The sequence below is a fragment of the Flavobacterium sp. T12S277 genome (genome assembly GCF_048514875.1).
Classification (GTDB): Bacteria; Bacteroidota; Bacteroidia; order Flavobacteriales; family Flavobacteriaceae; genus Flavobacterium.
The window spans coordinates 26223-45973 of record NZ_JBLYEG010000009.1 but is presented as its reverse complement, the minus strand read 5'-3'; the positions used below and the strand labels follow the sequence as shown (position 1 = coordinate 45973).

17 protein-coding genes are annotated in these 19751 nt (G+C 36.0%); 15 read left to right on the top strand and 2 right to left on the bottom strand.

What is annotated here, in order from left to right; all coding sequences use genetic code 11:
* Positions 1-156: 156 nt before the first annotated feature.
* From ACN1CN_RS13900 to ACN1CN_RS13850, 11 genes are all read left to right on the top strand, one after another.
* Complete coding sequence (locus tag ACN1CN_RS13900) at positions 157-1677, top strand: MFS transporter (RefSeq protein WP_264526114.1); 1521 nt, start codon at positions 157-159, stop codon at positions 1675-1677.
* Positions 1670-2329 (top strand): beta-phosphoglucomutase, encoded by a 660-nt coding sequence (gene pgmB, locus ACN1CN_RS13895; RefSeq protein WP_264526113.1) that lies wholly within the window; start codon positions 1670-1672, stop codon positions 2327-2329. The genes ACN1CN_RS13900 and pgmB overlap by 8 nt, the downstream gene beginning before the upstream one ends.
* Positions 2330-2346: 17 nt before the next feature.
* A complete protein-coding gene (locus ACN1CN_RS13890) occupies positions 2347-4650 on the top strand; it encodes a glycoside hydrolase family 65 protein (RefSeq protein WP_419136093.1) in 2304 nt (767 codons plus the stop codon).
* A gap of 26 nt (positions 4651-4676) precedes the next feature.
* Positions 4677-6791: a glycoside hydrolase family 97 protein gene (locus ACN1CN_RS13885; protein WP_419136092.1), complete on the top strand. Its 2115-nt coding sequence runs from the start codon at positions 4677-4679 to the stop codon at positions 6789-6791.
* A gap of 124 nt (positions 6792-6915) precedes the next feature.
* Positions 6916-7743 carry a hypothetical protein gene (locus tag ACN1CN_RS13880; RefSeq protein WP_419136091.1) on the top strand — a complete coding sequence of 276 codons (828 nt, stop codon included), beginning with the start codon at positions 6916-6918 and terminating at the stop codon, positions 7741-7743.
* Positions 7744-7842: 99 nt separating this feature from the next.
* A complete protein-coding gene (locus tag ACN1CN_RS13875) occupies positions 7843-9714 on the top strand; it encodes a glycoside hydrolase family 13 protein (protein ID WP_419136090.1) in 1872 nt (623 codons plus the stop codon).
* 135 nt (positions 9715-9849) lie between these two features.
* A complete protein-coding gene (locus tag ACN1CN_RS13870; protein WP_419136089.1) occupies positions 9850-11514 on the top strand; it encodes an alpha-amylase family glycosyl hydrolase in 1665 nt (554 codons plus the stop codon).
* Positions 11515-11670: 156 nt separating this feature from the next.
* On the top strand, positions 11671-12357 hold the full coding sequence (locus ACN1CN_RS13865) for a glycerophosphodiester phosphodiesterase (protein ID WP_419136088.1): 687 nt from the start codon (positions 11671-11673) through the stop codon (positions 12355-12357).
* 86 nt (positions 12358-12443) lie between these two features.
* Complete coding sequence (locus tag ACN1CN_RS13860) at positions 12444-13652, top strand: NAD(P)/FAD-dependent oxidoreductase (protein WP_419136087.1); 1209 nt, start codon at positions 12444-12446, stop codon at positions 13650-13652.
* Positions 13653-13793: 141 nt separating this feature from the next.
* A complete protein-coding gene (locus tag ACN1CN_RS13855; protein ID WP_419136086.1) occupies positions 13794-14516 on the top strand; it encodes a hypothetical protein in 723 nt (240 codons plus the stop codon).
* Positions 14517-14541: 25 nt separating this feature from the next.
* Positions 14542-15291, top strand: coding sequence for a hypothetical protein (locus tag ACN1CN_RS13850; RefSeq protein ID WP_419136085.1), 750 nt, complete (start codon positions 14542-14544; stop codon positions 15289-15291).
* On the opposite strand, the gene ACN1CN_RS13845 is transcribed toward ACN1CN_RS13850, so the two are convergent.
* Complete coding sequence (locus tag ACN1CN_RS13845) at positions 15288-16286, bottom strand: tetratricopeptide repeat protein (protein ID WP_419136084.1); 999 nt, start codon at positions 16284-16286, stop codon at positions 15288-15290. The genes ACN1CN_RS13850 and ACN1CN_RS13845 overlap by 4 nt on opposite strands.
* Before the next feature lie 39 nt (positions 16287-16325).
* The gene (locus tag ACN1CN_RS13840; RefSeq protein ID WP_419136083.1) at positions 16326-16802 is read right to left on the bottom strand and encodes a TspO/MBR family protein; all 477 of its coding nucleotides are present in this window, start codon (positions 16800-16802) and stop codon (positions 16326-16328) included.
* Between the two features lie 155 nt (positions 16803-16957).
* On the opposite strand from ACN1CN_RS13840, the gene ACN1CN_RS13835 reads away from it, so the two are divergent.
* Genes ACN1CN_RS13835 through ACN1CN_RS13820 form a run of 4 tightly spaced genes read left to right on the top strand, consistent with a single transcriptional unit; the run spans position 16958 to position 19535 of the window.
* Positions 16958-18040 carry a diphosphomevalonate/mevalonate 3,5-bisphosphate decarboxylase family protein gene (locus tag ACN1CN_RS13835; protein WP_419136082.1) on the top strand — a complete coding sequence of 361 codons (1083 nt, stop codon included), beginning with the start codon at positions 16958-16960 and terminating at the stop codon, positions 18038-18040.
* A gap of 30 nt (positions 18041-18070) precedes the next feature.
* The gene (locus ACN1CN_RS13830; protein ID WP_419136081.1) at positions 18071-18289 is read left to right on the top strand and encodes a hypothetical protein; all 219 of its coding nucleotides are present in this window, start codon (positions 18071-18073) and stop codon (positions 18287-18289) included.
* Positions 18289-18594, top strand: coding sequence for a type II toxin-antitoxin system RelE/ParE family toxin (locus ACN1CN_RS13825; protein WP_419136080.1), 306 nt, complete (start codon positions 18289-18291; stop codon positions 18592-18594). The genes ACN1CN_RS13830 and ACN1CN_RS13825 overlap by 1 nt, the downstream gene beginning before the upstream one ends.
* Before the next feature lie 2 nt (positions 18595-18596).
* Positions 18597-19535 (top strand): mevalonate kinase, encoded by a 939-nt coding sequence (locus ACN1CN_RS13820; protein ID WP_419136079.1) that lies wholly within the window; start codon positions 18597-18599, stop codon positions 19533-19535.
* The last annotated feature ends 216 nt before the right edge of the window (positions 19536-19751 follow it).

Here is a 19751-nt window from a genome sequence, read left to right as displayed (position 1 = left end):
AAGTCTTAAATAACATTTATGACTTTTTTGTTAGCGTATTTAAAAAAATAATTAATACTTTTACGCCTGCTCAAAGCTTTTACTTTTACTTCGAAATAATAAGTAAGTTTTGATAAGCAAAGCGCTTATCGTCTAATTAATTTTTTAATTACGATAATGGAAAAGCGTAAATTAAGTTTCTGGGAAATTTGGAACATGAGTTTCGGTTTCTTGGGAATACAGTTTGGTTTTGCACTGCAAAACGCAAATACTTCAAGAATTTTTGAAACTCTGGGTGCTAAAATTGACGAAATTCCAATTTTATGGATTGCGGCTCCGGTTTCAGGATTAATCATCCAACCCGTAATTGGTTATTTTAGCGATAGAACCTGGACTCGTTTAGGCCGACGCCGCCCCTATTTTTTAATTGGAGCCATCTTGTCTTCTATTGCCCTATTCATCATGCCCAACTCTCCAACTTTATGGATAGCTGCAGGTACTTTATGGATCATGGATGCCTCGATTAATGTTTCGATGGAACCTTTTCGCGCTTTTGTTGGCGACAATTTACCCGAAAAACAACGTACTTTAGGTTTTGCCATGCAAAGTTTCTTTATCGGAACCGGTGCGGTTGTAGGTTCTGTTTTGCCTTATCTTTTTACCAATGTTTTTGGCGTAAGCAATACTGCCGCGGAAGGAATTATCCCGGACTCTGTTAAATGGTCCTTTTATATTGGTGGAATTGTTTTCCTGCTTTCTGTTTTATGGACTGTTTTTAAAACAACCGAATATACACCCGAAGAGCTTCATGCTTTTGAAGTTCAAAGCAAAAAAGACAAGGAAGATCTTATTCTCAATCCCGAAACAGACTCTGAAAGCAACATTAAAAGACAATTGTTTTTAGGAGTATTATTGACCGTAATTGGAGCATTGGTTTCCTTTTTAATTTTTGAAAACAGTCTGGCGAAAGAACTTTACATTCTTTTTATCGGTTTGGTTTTCATGGGGGTTTTATTCATGATTGCTTCCCAATTACGAACTTCTAAAGTTCACAATGGCTTTACGATAATCATGACCGATTTATTGAACATGCCAGCCACTATGAAAAAACTGGCCTGGGTTCAGTTCTTCTCCTGGTTTGCCTTATTCTCCATGTGGATTTATACTACACAAGCGGTTACACAACATATTTTTGGCACAACAGACACTACTTCTAAAGTATACAATGATGCCGCCGACTGGGTTTCGGTTTTGTTTACCGTTTATAACGGAATTGCCGCAGCAGTTGCTTTTTTATTGCCGGTCATTGCCAAAAAAGTAGGCGTCAGAGCAACACATTTATTGGCTTTATGTGCCGGTGGTGTTGGTTTAATCTCTATTTATTTTATTGGCGACAAACAAATGCTGATCCTTCCTATGTTAGGCGTTGGTATTGCCTGGGCAAGTATACTGTCGATGCCTTATGCCATGTTATCCGGAGCTTTACCGGCAGCAAAAATGGGGTATTACATGGGAGTTTTCAACTTCTTTGTTGTGATACCGCAAATTGTAGCCGCCACTATCTTAGGATTTGTTATCAAACAATTCTTTCACAACGAACCCATATACGCCTTAATTATCGGAGGAGTATCTATGATATTTGCCGGATTACTTACCCTTAGAGTAAATAGCAGAACTAAAATTGAAATTCATGAATAACAAAAAAGCATTCATCTTCGATCTTGATGGAGTGATCGTTGATACCGCTAAATACCACTTTTTAGCCTGGCAGAAAATTGCAAAGGCCTTAAACATAAATTTTACACACGAACACAACGAATTACTGAAAGGAGTAAGCCGCGTGCGTTCGTTAGACATAATTCTCGAGCTGGGAAATGTTCAGGCCTCGCAGGAAGACAAAGACAAATGGCTCATTCAAAAAAACGAAGATTACTTATCTTATTTGGTTGACATGAATGAAAGTGAAATTCTTCCCGGAGTTTTTAAAATTCTGCAACTCTTAAAAGAAAAAAATCAGGGAATTGCCCTGGGTTCTGCCAGTAAAAACGCCCGTCCAATTCTGGAGAAAACCGGAATTCTTTCGTACTTCGATGTTATTGTAGACGGAAACGACGTTACCAACGCCAAGCCGGATCCCGAAGTTTTCTTAAAAGCAGCGCAATTGCTGCAGATTAGTCCCGAAGATGCTATTGTTTTTGAAGATTCAGTTGCCGGAGTTCAGGCCGCTAATATTGGAAAAATGACCAGTATCGGAATTGGTTCAAAAACAATCCTGCACGAGGCACAGTATATCTTTGAGGACTTCACCTTAATAGATACCCCTTTTATCGAATCATTAATTAGCAAATAAGATCAATCAATCACAAAATGAATCAAGATTACATTAAACCAGACAATTGGTCCATCATCGAAGAAGGCTTTGATTCTGAAAGAGTAAAATCATCGGAAAGTCTTTTTAGCATCGGAAACGGCGCTATGGGGCAGCGTGCCAATTTTGAAGAAACCTATTCAGGCGAAACTTTTCAGGGAAGTTACATCGCCGGAATTTATTATCCGGACAAAACAAAAGTAGGCTGGTGGAAAAACGGATACCCTAAATATTTTGCCAAAGTACTAAACGCTCCAAACTGGATTGGAATTGACATTCAGATCAACGAAGAAAACTTAGACTTGAACCAGTGCACTGCCGTGAAAAATTTCCGCAGAGAGTTGAATATGAAAGAAGGCTGGTACAATCGTTCTTTTGAAGCGACCTTAAAAAACGGAACCGAAATTGCCGTAAACATTCGTCGTTTTCTCTCTTTAGATTTGGACGAAACCGGAATTATCAAGTACGAAATCACCCCTTTAAACAAAGATGCTAAAATTGTTTACAAACCTTATATTGATGCAGGTGTAACCAATGAAGATGCCAACTGGGACGAGAAGTTCTGGGAACCTCTTGAAGTGAAAAAGGGAGCAAATGAAGCTTTTGTCACTGCACAAACGTTTAAAACGCATTTTAAAGTAACGACTTTTATGCACAATACGATTTTTGCAAACGGAGAAAACGTAAACATTTCGCCTTCAACAATCGATTCAACTGCCGATAAAATTCAGTTTACATACGGAACCATAATCGCAAAAGGGCAAACCTCATCGATCCAAAAAATTGGTGGGTATACCGTTTCTTTAAACCACGAAAATACGTTAACGGCAGCCGAAAAATGTATTAAAACTGCTGTAGCACTGGGTTATGATACATTACTTCAGAACCAAATCGAGGCCTGGAGCAAAATCTGGGAAATGTCAGACATCACCATTGATGGAGACGTAAAAGCACAACAGGGAATTCGCTTTAACATCTTCCAGTTAAATCAAACCTATTTAGGAAAAGACAGCCGTTTAAACATTGGCCCTAAAGGTTTCACCGGAGAAAAATACGGCGGATCTACTTATTGGGATACTGAGGCTTACTGCATTCCGTTTTACATGGCCACTAAAGATCAGCAGGTGGCCCGTAACTTACTGACTTACCGTTTCAACCAACTGGATAAAGCAATTGAAAACGCCAAAGACAATTTAGGTTTCAAAAACGGTGCTGCTTTGTACCCAATGGTAACTATGAATGGCGAAGAATGCCACAACGAATGGGAAATCACTCACGAAGAAATCCACAGAAATGGAGCGATTGCCTTTGCCATTTACAACTACCATCGTTTCACCGGAGACTACTCTTATATTCCTGAAAAAGGTTTAGAAGTACTGATCGGGATTGCGCGTTTCTGGCATCAGAGAGCTTCATTTTCTAAAGAAAAAAATCAATACGTTATTCTGGGCGTTACAGGGCCAAATGAATACGAGAACAATATCAACAATAATTTCTACACCAATTATATTGCAAAATGGTGTATTGATTATGCGGAAGAACAAATTAAAAAAGTAGCTGCTGAATACCCATCAGACCACAAACGAATCATCGAAAAAGTAACGCTTTCGGCAGCTGAAATTGCGGAATGGAAAAAAGTAGCCGGTAATATGTATTTCCCAACTTCTGAAGAATTGGGCATTTACCTGCAGCAGGACGGTTTCTTAGACAAAGATTTAGTTCCGGTAAAAGACTTAGACCGCTCGCAGCGTCCGATCAATCAAAAATGGTCGTGGGATCGCGTTTTACGTTCGCCTTATATCAAACAAGCCGACGTTTTACAATGTTTCTATTTCTTTGAAGATCATTTTTCTAAAGAAGAATTAAAACGTAATTTTGAGTTTTACGAGTCTTTTACGGTTCATGAAAGTTCATTATCGCCATGCGTACACTCTATTCAGGCGGCTGTTTTAGACAAAATGGATATGGCTTATACTTTCTATTTAAGAACCTCCCGTTTGGATCTTGATGACTATAACAAAGAAGTGGAAGAAGGTTGTCACATTACCTCAATGGCCGGAACGTGGATGAGTATCGTGGAAGGTTTTGGCGGAATGCGTGTGAAAAACGATCAGCTTCATTTTGCTCCAAAAATCCCAAAAGAATGGAAAGGCTATTCTTTTAAAATTAATTTCAGAAATCAAATTTTAAAAGTAGCTGTAAATCATAACGAAACAACTTTTACGGTAGACGGTGATCAGGATTTGACTATTGTAGTCAATGGAAATCCGGTAACTGCTGATAAATTGTTTCAAACCAATTAATACAACACACTTAAACACTCAAAAACATGAAAAACTTATTTTTCGCAAGTTTAATCCTGTTGGCTTTTAGCTCGATAGCAAAAGCACAACAATTAAAATCACCCGAAGGAAAGTTCGTAATGGAATTTTCGCTTCAAAACGACGGAACTCCAACGTACAATTTAAAATACAAAAATAAAGAGGTTGTAAAAACCAGTAAATTAGGCCTTGAGCTTAAAGACGATAAAAAATCTTTATTGAATGATTTTACGGTTGTCGATACCAAAACAACCACTTTTGATGAGAGTTGGAAACCGGTTTGGGGCGAAGTTGACAATATCAGAAACCATTACAATGAACTGGCTGTTACTTTAAATCAAAAAGGAACAGAAAGACAAATCGTGATCCGTTTCCGTTTGTTTGATGACGGTTTAGGATTCCGATATGAATTCCCGACTCAAAAGAACCTTACCTATTTTGTAATTAAAGAAGAAAGAACCCAATTTGCAATGGCGGGTGACCACACTGCATTCTGGATTCCGGGAGATTATGACACTCAGGAATACGATTACACCAAATCGAAATTGTCTGAAATCAGAGGTCTTTCTGAAAAAGCGTATACGGCAAATGTTTCGCAAAAATCGTTCTCTCCAACAGGAGTTCAGACTTCTTTGATGTTAAAAACAAACGACGGTATCTACATCAATTTACACGAAGCTGCTTTGATTAACTATTCTTGCATGCACCTGAATTTAGATGATAAAAACATGATTTTCCAATCGTGGTTAACACCGGATGCAAAAGGAGACAAAGGATACATGCAGGCGCCAAGCCACTCGCCATGGAGAACTATTATGGTAAGCGATGATGCGAGAGAAATCTTAGCTTCAAAAATGACTTTAAACTTAAATGATCCGTCTAAAATTGACGATACTTCATGGATTAAACCTGTAAAATACATTGGTGTTTGGTGGGAAATGATTACCGGAAAAAGCTCATGGTCTTATACCAACGATTTTCCAACCGTACAATTGGGTGTTTCTGATTTCTCAAAAGCCAAACCAAATGGAACGCATGGCGCAAATAATGCCAACGTAAAAAAATACATTGATTTTGCTGCTGCAAATGGTTTCGATGCCGTTTTAGTAGAAGGATGGAACGAAGGCTGGGAAGACTGGTTCGGACACTCTAAAGATTATGTTTTTGATTTTGTAACCCCTTACCCGGATTTTGACGTAAAAGGTTTGCATGCCTATGCAAAATCAAAAGGAGTGAAAATCATCATGCACCATGAAACTTCAGGTTCAGTTCGCAACTACGAGCGTCATATGGACAAGGCCTACCAATTCATGAAAGACAATGGCTACGATGCTGTAAAAAGCGGATACGTTGGAGACATCCTTCCTCGTGGTGAAAACCATTACGATCAGTGGATTGTAAACCACTATCAATATGCCATTGAAAAAGCAGCCGATTATAAGATTATGGTGAACGCTCACGAAGCAGTTCGTCCAACAGGAATTTGCAGAACCTACCCAAACTTAATTGGAAATGAAGCGGCAAGAGGAACAGAATACCAGGCTTTTGGAGGTTCTAAACCAAACCACGTAACCGTTTTACCTTTCACCCGTTTGATTGGAGGCCCAATGGATTACACTCCGGGAATCTTCGAAATGGATATCAGCAAAATGAATCCGGATAACAAATCTCATGTAAACAGTACATTGGCCAACCAACTGGCGTTATACGTTACCATGTACAGCCCATTGCAAATGGCGGCTGACACTCCTGAAAACTACAACCGTTTTCCGGATGCCTTCCAATTCATTAAAGATGTAGCGGTAGACTGGTCTGAAAGCAAATATATTGAAGCTGAGCCGGGTGATTTTATCACGGTTGCTCGTAAAGCAAAAGGAACAAACAACTGGTTCGTTGGAAATGTAAATGGAGAAACTTCACGTACCTCAAACATCGATTTCAGTTTCCTTGAGAAAGGAAAAAAATACACCGCAACAATTTATGCTGATGCAAAAGACGCGCATTACAAAACCAATCCGCAAGCTTACACCATCAAAAAAATTGCTGTAACCAATAAATCAAAATTATCACAGTTATCTGCTCCTGGCGGAGGTTATGCGATCAGTATAATCGAAACGAAGTAATTTTTTCAAAGACAAGTAATTCACCCCAAGATTACTTGTCTTTTTTTTAAAATTAATTAAGATATCAACAAGGTTTGAGAACTTTACCGGAAAATGTAAATTGCGTTAATCAAATTAATCCAAAATGAAAAACATAACCGGTTTCTTTCTAAGTCTTTTATTAATCTCTTGTCAACAAAAAAACGAAACAACTCTTAAAACAAATATTGCACCAGCAAAATCAGACACTTTAGATAAAATTGATATAGACACAACACTATTTTGTGTTTACGATTTATCAAAAACAACAACAGCAATTGTAGTAAATCTGAACGATCAGAATACCGGCGACGGAACTGCGTTTGATAAAGTTTTTAACGAGATAAGTTCCAAAGATTCTCTATACAATGTTGTGGAAGCCCCAAAAAGCAACAGAAGTCGAAACTTTGAATATTATGATACTTTAGGAAGCTATAAGCTTATAAGAAGTAAAACATTAGAAGACCAGATTAAAAAAATTGCAGAGAAGAGTTACTACGTTTATGGCACAAAAGGTTTTTCAAAAATAACAATCAATAAAGTTGTTTGTGGACTCGACGAGTGTCGTACCAATATTATTGCTTTTCCAATTGAAAATTTTGACACAGCCAAGAATGGAAAACCTATTTTTTGTTCTAAACAATTACTCAAAATTAACTATCAGGAAAGCTATTTTGATATTCAGAAAAAAGTACGTGATTATGATGAAGAAAAAAGCAAAGATTACGACTACAAAGACGATATCAAAACTAAAATATTTGCCAATATTGGAAATGCTTATTTTGCCTATAGTGATGATTTTATCTGGGGAAGAGATCCTGAAAACAGTAAATGTTCATTTCCTTCCAGAGCAATATATATTGTAAAAAAGAACAAGCCTGTAAAAAGATTCTGGATTGAAGGTTTAGATTTATTTGGAATTCCTTGTGACTAAACGTCATCTGCAATTCAGTTTTTCAGGTTTTGTTTTTTACTCTGTCTCAAATCAAAAAAATTAACAATTAAAAATCTTCATCGATTTAAACCACAAAATATGAAAAATTGCAAAACACACTCGGAAAGACATAATCTCTATAAATTAATCCTATTCATTCTATTATTTTCCGCTTCCGCGAAAGCGCAAATCCAAAAAACAGAACCGCCATTTTGGTATGCCGGCATGAAAAATCCGGAATTGCAGATTATGTTCTACGGAAAAGACATTTCACAATACGAGACTTCTGTTTCAAATAATGTGGTGATTAAAAGCGTTGAAAAAACAGAAAATCCAAACTACCTTTTTGTTACCATCGATACACAAAACCTGAAAGCTTCCGAATTGGTTTTCTCCTTCAAAACCAAAAACAAAGTCGCTTTTACTCAAAAATATACGCTTAAAGAAAGAAGAGCCAACTCGGCAGACCGAAAAAGCTACGATGCATCAGATGTAATGTACCTTATCATGCCGGATCGTTTTGCAAACGGAAATCCAAAAAACGACAGCAATGCCGCTTTAACCGAAAAAGGGAACCGTCAGGATCCAAGTGGCCGTCATGGCGGAGACATCGAGGGAATCATTAAAAACCTCGATTATATCTCATCTCTTGGTGCAACCACAATTTGGAATACGCCTCTTTGTGAAGACAACGACAAACAGCACTCCTACCATACTTATGCACAATCAGACGTGTACAAAATAGATCCGCGTTACGGAACGAATGAAGATTATGTTCGTCTGTCTGCAGAAATGCATAAAAAAAACATGAAACTGGTTATGGATTATGTGACCAATCACTGGGGAATTACCCATTGGATGATGAAAGATATTCCGACCAAAACATGGTTCAATCAATTTGAAACTTTTACACAAACACACCACAGACGTGAAGTAATTACCGATATTCACGCTTCAAAAATAGATCAGGAAGTCTGTGTTGATGGCTGGTTTGTGCCTACAATGCCCGACTTGAACTTAAGAAATCCTCTTGTTGCCAAATACCTGACTCAAAATGCGATCTGGTGGATTGAATATGCCAATCTTGACGGATTCAGAGTTGACACTTACAATTACTCTGATCAAACTGCAATGGCCAATTGGGCAAAAGCAGTGACGAACGAATACCCTAATTTCAATATCGTTGGAGAAATATGGATGCACAATCAGGCGAATTTAGCCTATTGGCAAAAAGACAGTAAAATTGGAGCTATCGAAAATTACAATTCCAACTTACCAAGTGTGATGGATTTTACACTTCAAAGTCAGATTAGTTCAGCCTTCAACGAAAATGAACCAAGCTGGGATAATGGATTGATTAAATTCTACAACAATTTTGCAATGGATTATTTGTATCCAAACACCAATAACATTTTAGTTTTTGCCGAAAATCACGACACCGACCGTATCAATCATAATTTTAAATATGATTTGGCAAAATACAAACTAGCAATGACTTTACTGGCTACAATTCGTGGAATTCCGCAAGTGTATTACGGTTCAGAAATTGGAATGGGCGGTGACAAAAGCAAAGGAGATGCCGACATTCGTCAGGATTTCCCGGGTGGCTGGGCTGGCGACAAAAACAATGCTTTCACCAAAGAAGGCAGAACCGCGGAGCAGGCTGCTTACTTTGATTTCACCTCTAAATTATTCAACTGGAGAAAATCAAACGAAGCCGTTCATTTCGGAAAGATGACACATTACATTCCGGAAAACAACACTTATGTTTATTTCAGATATACGGATGCTAAAACCGTCATGGTTGTTTTCAATAACAATGCGAAGGAGCAAATTGTAAAAACAAACCGTTTTAAAGAGAACCTCAAAAACTTTAAAAAAGGTAAAGATGTCATCACCGGAAAAACATTCGATTTGTCTTCTGAAATTACTTTAGAATCAAAATCAGCTTTGGTTTTAGAATTGGAATAAAACTTAACCGCAAAGTTCGCAATATTTTTTTGCCACAGATTAAAAGATTATTACAGATTTAAAAAAATCATTTTTATTCTTTTAATCTGTGGCTATTTTTTTCAACATAATCCATGTCTAAAAAAATCCTAAATAATGAAAAAATACATTTTCCTTTTTTTACCTTTAGTATCCTTAATCATGAGTTGTTCTGGCTCAAAATCAGTTACAATGAATAACGATACTTCAAAAATACCTTTCGTTTGGGAAGGAGCCAATGTTTATTTTTTACTTACCGATCGCTTTTATAACGGAGATACTTCTAACGACCTCAATTTCAATCGGACCAAAACTCCGGGAAAATTACGTGGATTTGAAGGTGGCGATATTATTGGAATCACCAAAAAAATCGAATCCGGTTATTTTACTCAATTAGGAATCAATGCGATCTGGTTAACTCCCGTTGTCGAGCAAATACATGGTGGCGTTGACGAGGGAACGGGACTTAGCTATGGTTTTCATGGCTATTGGGCAAAAGACTGGACGGCACTGGATCCAAATTTCGGAACCAAGGAAGACTTAGCCAATTTAGTCAAAAAAGCACATGCAAAAGGCATCCGAATTATTCTGGACGGTGTTATCAACCACACAGGTCCGGTAACCCCGGAAGATCCTGTTTGGCCTTCAGACTGGGTGCGAACAGGAGTAGTTTGTGATTACAAATCATTTGAAAACACAACCATGTGCACCTTAGTGGACAACCTTCCGGATGTAAAAACAGAAAGTACACAGGATGTCGAATTACCCCTTCTTTTAATTGAAAAGTGGAAGAAAGAAGGCCGTTATGAAAAAGAAATCGCTTCGCTCGATGAATTCTTCAAAAGAACAGGATATCCAAGAAGTCCAAAATATTATATCATAAAATGGCTCACCGATTATATTACAGCATTCGGAATTGACGGTTATAGAGGTGATACAGTAAAACATACCGAAGAAAGTGTCTGGGCCGATTTTAAAAAAGAATGCGACTATGCTTTCGAAGTCTGGAAAAAACAGCATCCTCTGGAAGTCTTAGATCAAAACCCCTTTTATACGATTGCCGAAGTTTACGGATACGGAATAAGCGGTGGTCAGGAATATGATTTTGGAGATCGAAAAGTAAATTATTTCCAAAACGGTTTCAACAGCATGATTAATTTTGAATTCAAGTGGAATGCCGCTCAAAACGACTATGAAGGTTTGTTTTCAAAATATTCCAATCATCTTACTAATGAACTAAAAGGATATTCGGTTTTAAACTATATGTCATCGCATGACGATGGTCAGCCTTTTGATCCCAACCGAACCAAAAGCATAGAGAGCGGAACTAAATTATTACTTTCACCGGGAATGTCACAGGTATATTATGGTGATGAATCGGCGCGGCCTTTGGTCATTGAAGGCACACAAGGTGATGCAACGCTGCGCTCGAATATGAATTGGGACGAGATTCAAAACAATCCCGAAACACAAAAAACACTATTGCACTGGCAAAAATTAGGTCAGTTTAGGCGAAACCATCCCGCTGTTGGTGCCGGAATTCATTCGCAGATTAGCGCACAACCTTATGTTTTTTCAAGAACTTTCACAAAAGATGCCTATACCGATAAAGTTGTAATTGGCTTGGATTTACCCAAAGGCAAAAAAGAACTTCCAGTTGGTGCTATCTTCCCAAACGGAACAAAATTAAAAGACACCTACTCCAACCAAAACACCGAAGTAATTGATGGAAAAGTAACTATTGATAGTGATTTCGATATTGTTTTATTGGAAAAAGAATAGCGATTTTACCCCCGAAAAACACGAAGATTCACAGCATTTTTTAGCCACAGATTAAAGGATTAGAATGATTTTAAAAAATCTGCTATAATCCTTTAATCTACGGCTGTTATTTTTCCTTTGCACCTTTGTACCTTTGCACCTCTGATCCTTCATAAAATGAACAAAATGCTAAAAATAGCACACAGAGGCGCAAAAGCTTACGAACCCGAAAATACACTGCAAGCTTTTCAGAAGGCGTTAGATCTAAATGCTGACGGAATCGAACTTGATGTTCACTTGAGCGCTGACGATCATATTATAGTAATTCACGATGAAACGATAGACAGAACAACTAACGGAAAAGGTTTCGTAAATACTTTTTCTTTAGCTGCTTTAAAATCGTTTCTGATTGATGGGAAATACCAAATCCCTATTTTAAACGAGGTTTTTGATTTAGTTGACAAAAAGTGTCTAATCAATATCGAATTAAAAGGTTTAGGAACTCCCGGTAAAGTTGTCGCGTTAATTGAACACTATATCGCAGAAAAAAACTGGCATTACGATCATTTTATCGTTTCCAGTTTCGATTGGAATATGCTACAGGAAACATCCAATTTAAATCCAAAAATTCCAATTGGTGTTTTAACAGAAGAAAATCTTGATACTGCTTTGGCTTTTGCCGAAACGATAAAAGCAAAAGCAATTCATCCTGATTTTCAATTATTGAATACAAATAATGTAAAAGAAATTCAGGAAAAAGGATTCTTAGTTTTGCCTTGGACGGTAAATTCAGAAGAAGACATACAAAAAGTAAAAAGTTATAACGTGAACGGAATTATCTCTGACAATCCAGATAAAATATAAGTTTAAAATAGCCACGAATTCCCGAATTATTATTATTTAGAATCTCTGAGAATAAAAATTTGGGAATTTGGGGCAACCAAAAAAGCATGATCAAAAATTTCGACATAATCATTGTTGGCGGAGGCGCCGCAGGTTTTTTTACCGCGATTAATATTGCAGAGAAAAATCCCAAACTGAAAATTGCCATTTTAGAAAGAGGAAAGGAAGTACTTTCTAAAGTTCGCATTTCCGGCGGTGGAAGATGCAACGTAACCCACGCCTGTTTTGAACCAAATGAATTGGTCAAATTTTATCCGCGTGGCGAAAAAGAGCTTCGTGGTCCTTTTCATCAATTCTGTTCCGGAGATACCATCGAATGGTTCGAAAAACATGGCGTTGAGCTTAAAATCGAAGAAGATGGCAGAATGTTTCCCGTTTCCAATTCCTCACAAACCATTATAGATTGCTTTTTAAACGCTACTGAAAAACTAGGCATAAAAGTACTGACAGGACAAAGTGTACAATCGATTTTTAAAAAGGACGATTGCTGGAAAATTGATACTCAAAGTGAAAATTTTGCTGCCGAAAAATTAGTAATGGCCACCGGAAGCAATCCTAAAATCTGGGAAATGCTGCAAAATCAAGGACACGCGGTTGTAAGCCCTGTTCCTTCCCTTTTTACTTTTAATATTAAAGATCCCCGAATAAAAGAATTACCCGGTGTTGCAGCACAAGTTACCGTTACCGTAAAAGATACCAAACTTGAATCGACCGGACCTTTGTTAATCACACATTGGGGAATGAGCGGCCCGGCCATTCTGAAACTTTCGGCTTGGGGAGCCCGTACCCTGTTCGATAAAAATTATCAGTTTACTATTTTCGTCAATTGGTTAAATGATGTTGACGCGGAAGATGCTGAAAAAAAGCTGAAAGAATTAAAACAGGAGCATGCGAAGAAAGCCGTTTCGAAAAAATCACCTTTCGACTTTCCAAATCGTTTGTGGGAAAGTCTGGTTCTGGCTTCAGGCATTGACACCGAAACCAAGTGGGCCGATTTGTCTAAAAATCAATTACAGCAGCTCGTTTCTCAACTTACAAAGGCAACCTTTCAGGTCAATGGAAAAAGTACTTTTAAAGAAGAATTTGTTACGGCAGGCGGAATCGATTTAAAAGAAATCAACTTCAAAACAATGGAAAGCAAATTGCACAAAAACCTTTATTTTGCAGGCGAAATTGTCAATGTTGATGCCATTACAGGTGGTTTTAATTTTCAGAATGCCTGGACAAGTGGTTTTATTTTGGCGAACGCTATTTAAAATTAGTGTACAGTCGCAGTTTTCGGTCACAGTTAATCCGAGACTAAAAACTGCGATTTATCAATTAACAAGAATTTACAGGTTTACTAAGTTTTCGTTAAGACTATTCTAATAATTTTACTTTCAACTAAATACCATTAGATGAAAGTAAAACTACTTACCACAATTTCTTTTTTTACCTATCAAATATCTATCTCTCAAACCGAAAAACTTCTTAAAGGAAAAGTACAATCCGAAACAATCTTACTTAAAAATATAGAAGTAATCAATAAAACTGCGCAAACCAGTACAACAACAAATCATTTAGGAGAGTTTTCCATACTTGCAAAAGCCCAGGACAGCCTTATCTTTTTCTCTAAAAATTTTTTGTTCAAAAGAGTCAAGCTTACCTCCAAAGATATAGGAAGTAACATGATCATTATCAACATGATCCCAATAACCGAAGAATTAGACAACATCGTTATCATAAACAACAAACTTCCCAAAATCACTTATAATACAGAAGCTGCAAACCAAGTCAAAAACGAAAAACAGGCCAATGACTTAATTCAGCGCTATCTAAATATTAATGACGGAAGAATCAAAAATGCACTTAACTACAATATAGCTCTTCCAACTAGGAAAAAGAAAAAGATTGAAAATGACGAGCGTTTTAAAAAACTAGTCGCTGCTTCCTGTCCTCCCGGATTTTTTACCAACGATTTAAAGCTAAAACCTGAAGAAAAAGAGATTTTTATTAAATTCTGCGATGTTGATCCGAAATCTAAAACGCTTTTACAAGATCCAAATATACTAACCACAATGGATTTTTTATATACCAAAAATATCGAATTCCAGAAACTGAAAATAGAATCTAAAAACTAAAAAAAGACTTAATAAATTTCTACAAATGAAAGTAAAACTACTTACCACAATTTCTTTTTTTACCTATCAATTAAGCATTTCTCAAACCGAAAAATTACTTCACGGAAAAGTGATGTCCAATAACAATCCGCTTACTAAAGTTGAAGTCATAAACAAAACAGCCAAAACAAGTACACGTACTAATAATTTGGGGGAGTTTTCTATTTTAGTCAAAAGTAGGGACAGCTTATTGTTTTTTTCCAAAGATTACTTTTTCACGAGACTAAAAATAACTCAGGAAAACATAGACCAAAACAACATCATGGTAAAAATGGTTGTAAAACCTGAAGAATTAAAGGAAGTACTTGTTACTACTATCAAATTTGATCCGGTAAAAATCTCTCAACAAGATATAGACGCTACAAAACTAACTAAAGAGGCAAATTCTTTACAAAAATATACTGGTGTTTACGACGGAACCATCCCAAACGGTATCAATTTTGCAAGACTTGGAACAGGTTTAGCTCGTTTATTTCAATCAGATGACGATAAAGCTGTCAAAACTAAAACTCCCGAAACTAATTTCAAAAAACTGGTCGCAACATCAATTCCAGATGATTTTTTTACCAAAAATTTAAAACTAAAACCCGAAGAGAAAAATCTTTTTATTGAATTTTGTGACGCTGATCCCAACTCTAAAAAGCTTCTGGAAAACAGCAACATTCTCACTACCATGGATTTTATGTATGCCAAAAATGAGATGTTCAAAAAGCTAAAAACGGAGAGTAAGAATTAAGCATCCGTTTTTGAATCATTCAGAAAAATGTAATCTCTTAAACTCTTCCATTTAGTATAAAGAACGACCAAAGCAATTATTAAAATTGCCAAAACAATAGATAAAATAATTAAAAGTATTTCGATTTGATTTACATAATCTCTATCGATACCATTCATTTTATCTCTTAAGTCACGATTAGCATCATAAAGTCTTAAATTTCGATCTTCACAATAGTCAATCTCGAATTTGTAGCAATATTGCAGTCTTTTATTAATCAATTCATCATCTAATCCATACTCTTTTGCTTGTTCATATATTTTAATTGCTGTTTTATTCTTCTCAATTATTTTGACAATATTAGCCAATTCGAAAAGCAAGATCGAAATTATTCTGTCCTTTGGTTTTATAAAGGTTATGCGTTCATTCAACTGATAATAAATAGATTTACTTAATCTCTCTAATTCAGATTTTGACAAATTACTTTTAGGGATTTCATCTGTACCAAAACTTGTACCTATTAAAAATTCCCCCGAAACATTCTTTAAATTCTTAATTTTAGTCTCTAAAATTTTTAAATGTATCCATTCTGATCCTTCATGAGATTCGGAATTGATTTGAATTGATTTCTTAATCCAATCATAAGCTTTCTCATTTTCTCCCATTAATTCGTAAAGCGTTCCAAGATTTGATGCTGTAGAATATCGATTTGGCTTAATCTTTTCAATATTGAGATATAATTTTAATGCTTCTTCATACTTTTTTAAAACAATTAAAACATACCCTTTGTCAGACAAATAATCTATATCCTTTGTCTTTTTATAAATACTATCAAGTTCAAAAAGCAACTGGGAAGAAACTCCTGCGTCAAAATTATGACCACGAGGAACAATTCCTCTGTAATCAATGTAAATTACATATCCGTTTTTTAATGTTTTAGTCTCACCATTCAAGCAGGCAAAACACTTAAATGAGATTAAAAACAAAACTACTAAAGAGAGCTTAAATTTATTCATAAAGCAGATTTATCATAGAATTAACTTGAAACAAAAAAACTACTTATTCAACCACCAGATACTGGCATTTAAAACTCCGGCAAACGCTACCCATGCCATATACGGAATCAATAAATACCCGGCGATTTTATTAATTTTTATAAATTTCAAATGCGTTTCATAAATCATCAGCCATAATAATACAATTTCGATTAGGGCTAGCATCGGGTTCTTCAACTCAAAAAACAAATACGACCAGATTGCGTTTAAGGTTAACTGAATCAAAAAGAAACCTAGGGCAATTTTCACTGTCTCTTTTTGTTCTTTTATTTTATCCCAAACCAATCCAGCTGCCACCGCCATTAAAATATAAAGCAAAGTCCAAACTGGCATAAATATCCAATTGGGCGGATTAAAAACAGGCTTTATAAGAGTCGGGTACCACGTTTCAACACTTGGCCTTGTTACCACACTTGCAGAATATCCCACCATTAAACAAATAACTAATGCAATTGCGATTTTGACGATCTTGTTCATTTTGCTTTGATTTTTGTCCAAAAATAATCAAAAACAAAGAGTAAATCCTATAAGTACGCTTAAGTTCATTTTAGTTGGAACCTGCTTTATATTTTCTGATATAACTTACATGACGAAATAGTTTAAAAACTATCTTTGCCAAAATTTTATATTTCATGTTTACAGCAGCTGATTTTATTCCTAAAACCTATACTTCATCCATCGAAAACGGAAATTTTGAGTGGAGCGCACCCAGCAATATTGCATTAGTAAAATACTGGGGCAAAAAAGACAATCAAATTCCGGCAAATCCATCGGTGAGTTTTACTTTAAACAATTGCAAAACGATTACGAAATTAGGATTCGCAAAGAAAGAAAATCAGGATTCTTTTTCTTTTGATTTACTTTTTGAAGGCAAACCAAAAGAAGATTTTAAACCCAAAATTCAGAAGTTTTTAGAACGAGTTCACATTTATTTACCTTTCCTGCAAGACTATCATTTTACAATTGATACTCAGAATACATTTCCGCACAGCTCCGGAATTGCTTCCTCGGCATCAGGAATGGCTGCTTTGGCGATGAATTTTATGAGTTTAGAAAAAGTATTAAATCCTCAAATGAGCGAGGAATACTTTTATCAAAAAGCTTCTTTTTTAGCCCGTCTGGGATCTGGAAGCGCCTGCCGAAGTGTAAAAGGTAACGTGGTTGTTTGGGGAAACCAGGCCAACATTGAAGGAAGTTCGGATTTGTTTGGCGTAGAATTCCCATACACTTTACATGAGAATTTCAACAACTATCAGGATACTATTTTACTGGTTGATAAAGGCGAAAAACAGGTTTCGAGTACCGTTGGACACGATTTGATGCACGACCATCCCTACGCCGAAAGACGTTTTGCTCAGGCACATGAAAATCTGGATCAGTTAATTGCCATTTTTGAAAGTGGTAATTTAAATGAATTCATTAAAGTTGTAGAGAGCGAAGCACTGACTTTGCACTCGATGATGATGACATCAATGCCTTATTTCATTTTAATGAAACCTAACACGCTGCAAATCATCAATGCCATCTGGAAGTTCAGAAACGAAACACAAATACCAGTTTGCTTTACACTCGATGCAGGAGCGAATGTTCACGTTTTATATCCCGAAAATGTTACCGACAAAGTACTACAATTTATTCAGGACGAATTAGTTGTATTTTGTCAGAATGGTCAGTACATTTGCGACAAAATTGGAGCGGGCGCGATTGCATTATAATTTTGCGTACCTTTAATTAAAATTTTGATTATGGACATTCAATTAGAAAAACTTGAGTTAATAAAACTATTAGCAGAGACAGAAAATCCATCTATCTTGAAATCAATTCGAAAAATCTTTAAGAAGGAGCAGAAAGACTGGTGGGATGATTTGACGGAAGAACAAAAAGCGGACATAGCTCAAAGTGAATTAGAGTTTGAACGAGGTGAATTTAGTAGTTTTGAAGATGTTATGAAAAAATACAGATAGTGAATCTTAAAGTAAATTTTTCAAAAACTGCTGAACGAAATTTAGATGATATTTTAAAATTCATCGAAGCCAGATGGTCGGAAAAATCGAAAAAGTTGTTTATTATTAAATTTGAAAAAGCAATTTCGATAGTAAGTATGAATCCTGAGATTTTCCCAAAATCATCCGTAAATAAAAAATATCGAAAATGTGTTATAACCAAACAATCGAGTTTATTATATAGTTATAGTGCTAATGAGATTCGGATTCACACTATTTTCGACACCAGACAAGACCCAAATAAAATAAAAAAAGACATAAAATAAACATGAAAGGACCCTTATTTTACTCAAAAATATTACTCTTTGGAGAATACGGAATCATCCGTGACTCTAAAGGACTTTCTATTCCTTATAATTTTTACAACGGAGCTTTAAAGAAAACCGAAGATCCTTCGGCAGAAGCGATGGCATCCAATGCAAGTTTAAAGCGTTTTGCATCTTACCTTGAATCGTTACAAACCGAACAACCGGACCTGGTTGCTTTTGATTTGGCTACTTTAAAAAATGATGTTGAAACCGGAATGTATTTTGATTCCAGTATTCCGCAAGGATACGGAGTTGGAAGCAGTGGTGCACTTGTTGCTGCTATTTACGATAAATACGCTACAGATAAAATAACCGTTTTAGAGAATCTGACTCGTGAAAAACTGTTGCAGTTAAAAAACATATTTGCTCAAATGGAGAGTTTCTTCCACGGAAAAAGCTCTGGTTTAGATCCTTTAAACAGTTATTTAAGCATTCCTATTTTAATCAACTCTAAAGATAACATTGAAGCAACCGGAATTCCGACTCAAAGTTTTGACGGAAAAGGTGCTGTATTTTTATTGGATTCAGGAATTGTAGGTGAAACTGCTCCAATGGTCAACATTTTTATGGAAAGCCTGAAAGACAAAGGTTTCCGTACCATGCTTAAAAACCAATTTGTAAAATATACCGACGCTTGTGTAGAAAACTTTTTACATGGTGACATGAAATCGTTGTTTACCAATACTAAAAAGCTATCAAAAGTCGTTTTAAACAACTTCAAGCCAATGATTCCGGAACAATTTCATGGCATCTGGCAGAACGGAATTGATACAAATGACTATTATTTAAAACTTTGCGGTTCAGGCGGAGGTGGTTATATTCTGGGTTTTACTGAGGATCTTGAACGCGCCAAAGCATCTTTAAAAGATTATAAGTTAGAGGTAGTTTACCAGTTTTAAAGCCAACCTCTAAAAACCGGTCTTATTTGGATAGTCTTTAAAAGAACCTTACAAGTTATTGAATATGAATAGTATTTTAAAGATTATCAAAATGCCTTTTTTTGGAGGAATTCAATTTTTAGCCCCTTTAATTTTATTATTGGTACTTTTTGAAAAAAACTTTAGTAGTACTGTTCAATCCACAAAAGTAAAGTTTTCAGGACTGGTTATTGAAGA

What these genes read in the sequence shown, in the direction of transcription:
- ACN1CN_RS13900 (WP_264526114.1), top strand. Translation starts at nt 157, where the DNA reads ATGGAAAAGCGTAAATTAAGTTTCTGGGAAATTTGGAACATGAGTTTC.
- pgmB (WP_264526113.1), top strand. Translation starts at nt 1,670, where the DNA reads ATGAATAACAAAAAAGCATTCATCTTCGATCTTGATGGAGTGATCGTT.
- ACN1CN_RS13890 (WP_419136093.1), top strand. Translation starts at nt 2,347, where the DNA reads ATGAATCAAGATTACATTAAACCAGACAATTGGTCCATCATCGAAGAA.
- ACN1CN_RS13885 (WP_419136092.1), top strand. Translation starts at nt 4,677, where the DNA reads ATGAAAAACTTATTTTTCGCAAGTTTAATCCTGTTGGCTTTTAGCTCG.
- ACN1CN_RS13880 (WP_419136091.1), top strand. Translation starts at nt 6,916, where the DNA reads ATGAAAAACATAACCGGTTTCTTTCTAAGTCTTTTATTAATCTCTTGT.
- ACN1CN_RS13875 (WP_419136090.1), top strand. Translation starts at nt 7,843, where the DNA reads ATGAAAAATTGCAAAACACACTCGGAAAGACATAATCTCTATAAATTA.
- ACN1CN_RS13870 (WP_419136089.1), top strand. Translation starts at nt 9,850, where the DNA reads ATGAAAAAATACATTTTCCTTTTTTTACCTTTAGTATCCTTAATCATG.
- ACN1CN_RS13865 (WP_419136088.1), top strand. Translation starts at nt 11,671, where the DNA reads ATGAACAAAATGCTAAAAATAGCACACAGAGGCGCAAAAGCTTACGAA.
- ACN1CN_RS13860 (WP_419136087.1), top strand. Translation starts at nt 12,444, where the DNA reads ATGATCAAAAATTTCGACATAATCATTGTTGGCGGAGGCGCCGCAGGT.
- ACN1CN_RS13855 (WP_419136086.1), top strand. Translation starts at nt 13,794, where the DNA reads ATGAAAGTAAAACTACTTACCACAATTTCTTTTTTTACCTATCAAATA.
- ACN1CN_RS13850 (WP_419136085.1), top strand. Translation starts at nt 14,542, where the DNA reads ATGAAAGTAAAACTACTTACCACAATTTCTTTTTTTACCTATCAATTA.
- ACN1CN_RS13845 (WP_419136084.1), bottom strand. Translation starts at nt 16,286, where the DNA reads ATGAATAAATTTAAGCTCTCTTTAGTAGTTTTGTTTTTAATCTCATTT.
- ACN1CN_RS13840 (WP_419136083.1), bottom strand. Translation starts at nt 16,802, where the DNA reads ATGAACAAGATCGTCAAAATCGCAATTGCATTAGTTATTTGTTTAATG.
- ACN1CN_RS13835 (WP_419136082.1), top strand. Translation starts at nt 16,958, where the DNA reads ATGTTTACAGCAGCTGATTTTATTCCTAAAACCTATACTTCATCCATC.
- ACN1CN_RS13830 (WP_419136081.1), top strand. Translation starts at nt 18,071, where the DNA reads ATGGACATTCAATTAGAAAAACTTGAGTTAATAAAACTATTAGCAGAG.
- ACN1CN_RS13820 (WP_419136079.1), top strand. Translation starts at nt 18,597, where the DNA reads ATGAAAGGACCCTTATTTTACTCAAAAATATTACTCTTTGGAGAATAC.